The 8,754-nt window shown below is 75.8% G+C and carries 5 protein-coding genes; 2 read left to right on the forward strand and 3 right to left on the reverse strand.

All coding sequences use genetic code 11. From position 1 onward, the window contains the following. Positions 1-89 precede the first annotated feature (89 nt). On the forward strand, positions 90-623 hold the full coding sequence (locus I6A81_RS29720) for a cysteine hydrolase family protein (protein ID WP_202999021.1): 534 nt from the start codon (positions 90-92) through the stop codon (positions 621-623). A 400-nt stretch (positions 624-1,023) separates the two neighbouring features. After that, positions 1,024-1,479 carry a GNAT family N-acetyltransferase gene (locus I6A81_RS29725; protein WP_202999022.1) on the forward strand — a complete coding sequence of 152 codons (456 nt, stop codon included), beginning with the start codon at positions 1,024-1,026 and terminating at the stop codon, positions 1,477-1,479. On the opposite strand, the gene I6A81_RS29730 is transcribed toward I6A81_RS29725, so the two are convergent. From I6A81_RS29730 to I6A81_RS45150, 3 genes are all read right to left on the reverse strand, one after another. Beyond that, complete coding sequence (locus I6A81_RS29730; RefSeq protein ID WP_238428066.1) at positions 1,472-2,848, reverse strand: FtsX-like permease family protein; 1,377 nt, start codon at positions 2,846-2,848, stop codon at positions 1,472-1,474. The two genes, I6A81_RS29725 and I6A81_RS29730, sit on opposite strands and share 8 nt — an antisense overlap. After that, entirely contained in the window at positions 2,845-3,600 is a 756-nt protein-coding gene (locus I6A81_RS29735) for an ABC transporter ATP-binding protein (RefSeq protein WP_202999023.1), read from the reverse strand. The genes I6A81_RS29730 and I6A81_RS29735 overlap by 4 nt, the downstream gene beginning before the upstream one ends. Before the next feature lie 158 nt (positions 3,601-3,758). Beyond that, a complete protein-coding gene (locus I6A81_RS45150; RefSeq protein ID WP_202999024.1) occupies positions 3,759-8,228 on the reverse strand; it encodes a serine/threonine-protein kinase in 4,470 nt (1,489 codons plus the stop codon). Positions 8,229-8,754 lie beyond the last annotated feature (526 nt).

Below are 8,754 nucleotides of genomic sequence, written 5' to 3' on the forward strand. Positions count from 1 at the left end.
ATTTTAGCCGCGCGCCACCCTGCCCGGCTGGCACGGCATCGGCGCCTCGGGCCGCGAACCGCGGCCGCGCTGCCCCGAAGGAGAACCCGATGACTCTGGCCGGCCAACCGGACACCGCCCCGGCCGCCTTCCTGGCCCTGGACTTCGTGACATACATCGTCGACAACTTCAGCCACGACGCCGCCGTAGCGGAGCATGCGGCGAACGCGCTGGTGGCGGCCCGGACGGCGGGGCTACCCGTGTTCCACGTCGTCCCGGAAGGAATGAGCGACCAGATCCACCCCCTGCTCGCGCCCGCCGGCGACGAGCCGGTGCTCGGCAAGACCACCATCGGTGCCTTCGCCACCACGAACCTGGCCGAACTGCTGCGCGCCGCTGGCATCCGCAAGGTCGTGATCGCCGGCGTGGCGACCTCGGGGACGGTGCTGTCCACCACCCGGTGGGCGTTCGACGCCGGCTACGAGGTCATCGTCTGCGCCGACGCCTGCGCCGACCCCGACCCGGGGGCGCACGCCGCGCTGGTCGACCAGTCGGTCTTCCCCCAGAGCTGGCTCGGCCTCTGGCGGATCGCCCGCGTGCTGCCCACGGTCGAGATCGCCGAGCTACAGCCGGCCGCGGGCTAGGCCTTCCCGTGGACACTCACAGATCTTGCCAGGGCCGCTCGGTCGCCGATCCGCGTACACATCCGATGACCATTGGCCTGCCGGGGGCCCGACGACCTCCTTGATCGTCAGATGTATGCACTGTCCGGCGACTTCCGCCCGTTTCGTCCATGAACTTCGTACAGATCTGGTGATCTACCGGCGAGACCAGGCTGAGGCGGGTCGAAGATCGATCGCCGGTTGTGTGCGCGGATCGGCGGTCCAGAGCCGCGGAACATGATCGTCCACGGGAAGCGTCGTAGGCCGCCCGGCCGGCGACCGGCGCCGGTTCGCCGGCCATGCCGGCGGCGGCGGTCAGATCAGCCGCCGCCAACCAGATCACCAGCGATCGGGCACGGACGGAACGGCGAGAATTGGGAGCATGGGCGCCGAGGAGCTGGTGGAGGTCCGTCTCGAGCGGGTTGGGTCCGAGGCGACGCTGCCCTTGCGGCAGCGGGTGCTGCGGCCACACCAGACGGTTCGGGACGTGGTGTTCCCACGGGACGACGAGCCGGACACCGCGCACGTGGTCGCCGTGCTGCCGGACGGGGCTGTCGTCGGGACGGTGACGGTGCTGCGGGAGGAGTCCCCGTGGGGAGCGCCCGGCTGGCGCCTGCGGGGAATGGCGACGGACGAGACGATGCGCGGCCGCGGCGTCGGTTCCCGACTGCTCGCGGCCGCGATCGACCATGTTCGCGCCCAGGGCGGTGGGCTGTTGTGGTGCAACGCCCGGCTGCGCGCGGTCCCCTTCTACCAGCGGGCTGGCCTGACCAGCCGCGGCGAACAGTGGGAGGAGCCGCATATCGGACCGCACGTCGTCATGTGGCGCGTCATCTGACCTCCTGGACCGCGACGCGGATGGTGGCGCGGGCCGCGACACGGGCCGCGGTCAGGACGAGCAGGACGACGGCGACCGCGATCACGGCCGGGATCCACAGCTGGGCGTCGGGAACGACGCCCTCGTCGCGGGCGATGGAGAACGGGACGATGGTCGCCAGCGACCCCAGGGTTCCGACGACGAGGCCGACGGCGGCGACGATGCCGGCCTCCACGGCCAGGGAGCGCCTGATCTGCGCCGGAGTCCCGCCCAGGAGCCAGAGGCGGCGCAGCTCGGCCCGCCGGTCGGCGGTACCGGCGGCGAAGGCGTTGACAACCATGATCGCCGCGAACAGGGAGACCATCCCCACGACGACGTTGTTGAGCAGGTTGACGGTCTCCTCGTAGTCTCCCGTGCCGGCGAGGGTGCGGGAGTCGATGCTGACCAGCATGAGCGTGCCGATCGCCCCCGACGTGAGCACGATGACCGGGGCGAGCACGCTGGCGAGCCGGTGCGCCCGCCGCGAGGTGTTGTACGCCGCGAGGTAGCCGGCGCCGCGGCCGCCGACCCGGGCCAGCAGCCGCGCGGCCGGGGCGGACACCCAGCGCAGCAGCGCCGGAGCCAGCATCGCGAAGCCGACCCCCACGAGGATGGAACTCGACCCGCTCGTCTGCATGGCCGCGTACGGGTCGTCGGAGTCCGCCATCACGAAGATGGTCACGGCTCCGAGCCCGACGCCGTAGCCGATCAGGAGCAGCGCTACGGCCACCCGGTACCAGCGCATCCGGCCCGTCTCGGCCTCGCTTTCGCGCAGCGTCAGGCTGGCCGGGCCGCGGGTCGCGCGCCGGGCCGCGATGGCGGCGGCGACGGCGCTGGTCAGCGTGACCAGGGCGGCGGCGGCGCCGACCGACGCGGGGCCGCCTCGGAACTCGACCGACGAGGCGACGAGCTCCCCCCGTAGCAGATCGAGCAGCAGCCAGCCGACCCCGGCGGCGAGCACGGCGCCGATGAGCGCGCCACAGACCGCGACGGCCAGCGCCTCCCGGCAGATCAGCCGCCGGGCCTGGCGCGGGGTGGCGCCGATGGTGCGCAGCAGCCCGATCTCGCCGGCCCGCCGCGCGGCCGTGATGCCGACCGTCGAGGCGACGGCGAAGAGCACGATGACCGTGCCCCAGCTGCCGACGACGATCCCCATGATCGTAAGGGTCTCCTGGTCGGCCTCCTGTTCCGCGGTGACGCCGTCGATGGCGAAGGCGGTCTCCGCGAGCGTGGCGAAAGCGCCGATGAGCACGGTGCCGAACAGCACCGCGAGGAACGTTGCGACCGAGGCGGTCAGCCGGTGTCGTAGCGACCTCAGTGCCAGGCCGGTCATCCCAGTCATCCCGGTCATCGCGACACCGCCTGCTCGTCGAGGTGGGCCTGGCGGGCGGCGACCGCGTCGACGGTGGGCGCTTCGATGCGGCCGGCGACCCGGCCGTCGACGAGGAACACGACCGTGTCGGCGTAGGCCGCGGCCACGGGGTCGTGGGTGACCATGACCACGGTCTGGCCCAGTTCGTCGACACAGGCGCGCAGCAGGGCGAGCACGCCGCGGGCGGTCGCGGAGTCGAGCGCGCCGGTCGGTTCGTCGGCGAGGATCACGTCCGGTTCGGCGACCAGGGCGCGGGCGATCGCGACCCGCTGCCGCTGCCCGCCGGAGAGCCGGGCGGGCAGGTGGTGGGCGCGGTCCGCGAGCCCGACGCGGTCGAGCAGGCCGCGTACCCGGGCCCGGTCGGGGCGCCGCCCGGACAGCCGCCACGGCAGGCCGACGTTCTGCTCGGCGGTCAGGTAGGGCATCAGCTGGAAGTCCTGGAAGACGAAGCCGATGCGCCGCCGGCGCAGCCGGGCCAGGCGGTCCTCGTCCCAGCTGGTCACGTCGGTGCCGGCGAGCAGCACCCGGCCGGCGGAGGGCCGGTCGATCCCGGCCACGCAGGACAGGAAGGTGGACTTGCCGGAGCCGGAGGGCCCCATCACGGCGGTGAAGGAGCCGCGAGGGAAGGCGAGATCGACGCCGGCGAGGGCCTGCACGGTGCCGGCGCCCTCACCGAAAGTTCGGGTCAGGTCCTGGGTCTCCAGGGCGAAGGTCGTTGTCAAGGCTGCCATTGGGTCGCTCCAGGTGAGTGATTCGAACTCTGCGGGTAGCAGCACTCACGCTAGAAACGCGACGTTCTTCGTTCGATGGGCCTGAACCGCCACCGCGGGTAGGCCTAACCCCCCTTGTAGCCGAGGGCTGGCCGGCCCGCCGACCCAGGCCTTTGGCGCTACTGCTCCCAGGCGACGACGGCCTGGCCGGCCCCGGCCGCGTTCCGGGCGGCGATGGTGACCCGGAAGTACGGGTCCGCGGCCGTCGGCGCCGTGCGGGTGTACGAGTGGCCGGAGACGGTGTGGGTCTCGGAGGTGACGCCGGACGGGCCCGTCCGGTAGACGGTGACCTCGTACGTCAGGGTGACCTGGTTGCCGCCCACGCTGGTCGGCGTCTCCCAGCCGATGATCAGGTGGCCCCGGCCGTCGGGCACCGCCAGGACGCCACCCGGCGGGCCGGGCGGGACGCAGCCCATGGCTCGCATGGGCGCCGAAGGCTCCGACGCGCCGTTCGGGCCGGTCGCCTGGACCGTCACGGCGATTTCGGCACACCGGTTCACCCGGAACTCGATGGTTCCGGGCTTGGTCAGGGTACGCACGCCACCCGGGTCGGCCGTCACCGTGTACGACGTCACCGGGCCGCCGCTGAACGGCTCGATGACCTTGACCGTGACGGCACCCGCCATCGGCTGCAGGAACAGGCCCGGCACCCCCGGCCGTCCGTCACTCGGCACGGCCGGAGCGACCGCGCTGGGCGACGCCGCGCTGGGCACCGCCGTCGGCGCGGCCGGATCCGAGGTGGGCGTGGTGCTCGAGGCCGGCTGGCCGGCCGTGGTCGGCGCCGCGGCGGGCTGGCCGGCCGTCGGCGCCGCCTCGGGACCGACCACCGCCGTGTCGCCCGAGCGCAGGGCGAGCGGGACCGCCGCCGCCAGCACCGCGACGACGATCGCGACCAGGATCGTGACGGTTCGGCGCCGCCGGGCCCCCCGGCGCGCGGCGGCGGCGCGTGCCCGGGCGCCTGGCTTCCGCGGGGCGTCCTGGGTGGCCGGTGAGGTGAGGGCGGCCGGCGACGCGGGGGTCGCCGGTGAGGTGGTCGGGGTGGTCGGGGTGGTCGCCGTCGTAGCCGCGTCGGCCAGTTCCGGCGCCGCCGGATCGGTCCCGGACGGGCCCGCCGTGATGGCGAGCGGCCCCGAGGCCATGGCGCCGTCGACCGCCGCCGGCTCCGCCCAGCTCGGCGGGACGGTGGGCCAGGCCAGCGTGGCCGGGCTGGGCAGCGGCGGCTCGGGCCGAACTGCCAGGGCAGTGCCGGTCGGCGGGTCCGGCACGGCCGGCGGCGGGTTCGGCACCGCCGGCGGCGCGTCGAGATCGACCTCGTCCTCCCAGAGGGAGTGCAGGTCGGCGAGCCGGATCGGCGGCAGCGGCGGCTCGGGACCACCGCCGGTCTCCTGGATCCAGTCAGGCCCGACGTCGATCACGCCGTCGACGTCGATCTCCACGTCCGCCTCGCGGGCCGCGAGGACGCCGGGCGGCAGCAGCTGGGCGATGGCCGCCACCGGGTCGAACCGCGGCGCCAGCACCAGCTCGGCACCCACCGGCGAGGCCGGGGCCGGCGCGGGGGCCGCCGTCGCCTCCCCCTCGGTATCCGCGACCCGGGCGGCCGCGGGCTGGCCGGGCGTGGCCGCGTCCGGCGTCGGCACCTGCTCGACGCCCGCGAGGCTCGGGCCGTCGCCGGCCGCGGCGGACTGGGGCGCGTCGACGAGGTCCGCGACGGTGATCTGAGCGACCGCGACCTCGGCGACGGTGATCTCGGCGACGTCCCCCTCGTCCTCGATGCCCCCATCGTCCTCGGCCTCGACGGCCGCGAGCGCCCTCTCCTCGGTGTCGGCGGGCGGGAGGACATCAGACGGGACACCCACGGCGACGTCGGCCGCCGCCAGATAGTCGATCGTGATGTCGACGTCACCAAGCGTGGTCACGGGCGGCGGGGCGGCCGGCGGCGGGGCGGCCGGCTGCACGTCCACCACCGCTTCCGTGCCGGCGTCGGCGACCAGCGGCGCGACCGCCGCCAGTGCCCCGGCCGCGTCCTCGCCGACCGCGCCGCGCCCGCCGACGATCACCTCGTCGCCGACGGTCACCAGTTCGTCGGCGGTCGCGTCCTCGCCGACGAGAACGGCGTCGCCGCCGGCGAGCGGGGTGGCGGAAGCGTCCGCCGGCTCGTGGGCGCGGACCTCGGCCTCCACGGCTGGAGCCGTGAGGGCCTCCGCGGCCGGGGCCGTGACGAACCCGGCGAGACGTGCCCAGGCGTCGTCGTCGGTGACCTCGGCGCCCGAGGGTGGGGCCGGCGTCGTGACGAACCCGGCAAGGCGTGCCCAGGCGTCGTCGTCGGTGACCTCCGCCTCAGCGGTCAGGGCTTCCGCCCCGACAGCCGGGACGCCGCCATCGGTATCGGTATCGGTATCGGTATCGGGGGACGCGGGCGACGGGGCGGAGAGTTCCTGGTCCGCGGTTGGGGTGCTGCTCGCGGTCCGTTCGACGGCCGCGGGATCGCCGGCCACGGCCGGCTCCGGGCTGGCCAACGGCTCGGCGACCGCCCAGCCGTCCTCGGCCGGCAAGGGGGCGTCCCACACCAGGCCCACCGAGATCGGGTCCGGTGGAGCCATCGGTATCGGCATCGGCCCGAACAGCGGGTCGGCCGCGTCATGGATCGGCGGGACCGCCTCCTCCCGGAGCGGCGCGTTCTCCTCGTGGAGCGGCGCGTCGGCACGGGCCGGCGGCGCGTCGTCCAGGTCCGCGTCCAGCGGAGCGGGCGCGGCGGGCGCGGTCGCGGTGGCCGCCCCGGCCGCGGGCGGGGCCGGCGTGACCGGCTCGTCCCAGCTCGGCGTGGCCGCCTCGGCGGCGTCCGCCGGTGGCGGGGCGACCCCGAGGCCCGCGTCGGCGACCGGGACGGCCAGGGCGGCTGGCGGGACCGGAACCATGGCCGGAACCGGGACGTCCGAAGACGGCCCGCCCTGCGGCTCGACGGGCGAGCGGGCGACCACGGGCTCCGGCGCGACGACCGGACCGACCGACACGCCCGCCACCACCGAAACCGGAACCACGGCCGAGACCGGGACGTTCAAGGGCGGCCCGCCCAGCGGCCCGACGGGCGAGCGGGCGACCACGGGCTCCGGAATGACCGGACCGACCGACACGTCCGCCACCACCGGCGCGCCCAGCGGCTCCGCGGGCACGTGGGCGGCCGCGGGCTCCGGAATGACCGACGCGACCGGTGCCGGCGGGACCGGTGCCGGCGGGACCGGTGCCGGCGGGACCGGTGCCGGCGGGACCGAGGCTTCCGTGGGCGGCGGGCCCACCGGCTCCGGCTCCGCCGCGACAGGCTCCGCCGTGACAGGCTCCGCCAGGTCGGACACCGTCGCGACCAGCTCGGAGACCGCGCTGACCAGGTCGGGCGCGGGCGGCGCCCCGCCATGATCGGCGGCGGGCGGCGGAGCGGGCAGGGCCGCGGCGGGTGCCAGCTGGGCAGGGACAGCCGGGATGGCCGGGAGTGGCCGTGGCGTGATCGCCGGCCGGGCGGGGGCCGCCACCTGGGGTGGCTCGGCGGCCGAGGCCCGGCGGGGCGCGGCCGGCGGCGCCGACCGGCGCTCGGCGGGCCGGGACTGGGGCGGCCGGCGCTCGGAACCGCGCTGGGCGGACTTCTCGCCCATCAGGGTGAGCAGCAGGTCACCGGCGGAGGGACGGTCCTGGGGATCCTTGCTGAACGCCTTGGCGATCAGGGGCGTCAGGTCGGTGGGCAACGCGCCGAGGTCCGGGGCGTCGTGGATCACCCGGCGCAGCAGTTCCTCCGGCGTGCCCTCGCCGAACGGCGGCGAGCCGCTGGCCGCGAAGGTCATCACCGCCGCCCAGGCGAACACGTCGGCCGCCGGGCCGACCTCCTCGCCGCGGGCCTGCTCCGGCGCCATGTAGCCGGGCGTGCCGATCTGGGCGGCTTCCTGGGCCGCCTGCCCTCGGCCTCGGCCCCGGCCTCGGCCCCGGCCACCGCGGCCGTTCTGCTGGGCGGCGGCCGGGCCGGCGAAACCGTTGGCGACCCCGAAGTCGATGACCCGCGGTCCGGACGGGCCGAGCAGGACGTTGCCGGGCTTGAGGTCGTGGTGGGCGATCCCGGCCGCGTGGATCGCGGTCAACGCGGCGGCCATGCCGACGGCGAGGCGTGCCAGGTCGTCGGCGCCCAGCGGGCCGCCCGCGTTGACGGCCGCGCGCAGCGTGGGACCGGGGACGAACTCGGTGACGAGGTAGGGCAGCGCCGCGTCCGGGTCGGCGTCGAGCACTTCGGCGGTGTAGGACTCCGAGACCTGACGGGCGTGCGCGGTCTCGGCGCGGAACCGCTCCCGGAACTCGGGGTCCCGGGCGTACTCCGACTGGATGACCTTCACGGCGACCCCGCGGCCGTCGACCGCCTCGCCGAGGTAGACGGTCCCCATCCCGCCCTCGCCGAGCAGCCGCAGCAGGCGGTAGGAGCCCACGAAGGCGGGGTCGCGGGGCCGCAGCGGCGAGCCCGGCTCCGGCTCGGCGAGAACGACGGGCAGGTCGTCGTCGGGCCGAGTCTCCCGGGCTCCGGCGCGGGGAGAGGCGAACCGGGTCAGCAGTCCCACGAAACCACCCGACGGTCGGCCCGGGACATCACCCAGCGGTCGGCGTGGCCCGCGAGGCCGCCGAGGCCGTGGTCCCGAGGTCGCATTGGTTCCTCCCCCACCGGGGCGTGGAACCGGCGGTCGCACCCGACCGCGCCGCCGGCCCACCCCGGGATCCGGAGTGGACGTCGCACGCCTCGAATGACCCGATTTTGCAGCAGAGCGGCGCGGACCTGGATAGCCCGCCTCGCCATCCTGCCGCCATCCCCACCCGACTTCCGGGCCGTTGCGCGCGCGGTGTCCCCGGTACCAGAGCCTCGCGTGGCCTCGATGGGCGGGGGGTGGGATAAGGAGGGCGAACCGCCGGACGGAACGGCGCCGATAGGGCCTTCGGAGCGTCGCCGGACGTGCGGCGCCCGGGGTCCGGCGGCGGGCCGGGCCCCCGGGCGGGGGGGCCCCCTTGTCCCCCGGGCCGGAGGCCGCGTCCGCGCCGCCCCCCGGGGTCTCGCGCGCCGACCGGCTCTACACCCGCCGGGGCGGCTTCATC

Source organism: Frankia nepalensis, from assembly GCF_016786325.1.
GTDB classification, from domain to species: Bacteria; Actinomycetota; Actinomycetes; order Frankiales; family Frankiaceae; genus Pseudofrankia; species Pseudofrankia nepalensis.

Coding starts and splice junctions, on each gene's coding strand:
- I6A81_RS29720 (WP_202999021.1), top strand. CDS start 90: ATGACTCTGGCCGGCCAACCGGACACCGCCCCGGCCGCCTTCCTGGCC.
- I6A81_RS29735 (WP_202999023.1), bottom strand. CDS start 3,600: ATGGCAGCCTTGACAACGACCTTCGCCCTGGAGACCCAGGACCTGACC.
- I6A81_RS29730 (WP_238428066.1), bottom strand. CDS start 2,848: ATGACCGGGATGACTGGGATGACCGGCCTGGCACTGAGGTCGCTACGA.
- I6A81_RS29725 (WP_202999022.1), top strand. CDS start 1,024: ATGGGCGCCGAGGAGCTGGTGGAGGTCCGTCTCGAGCGGGTTGGGTCC.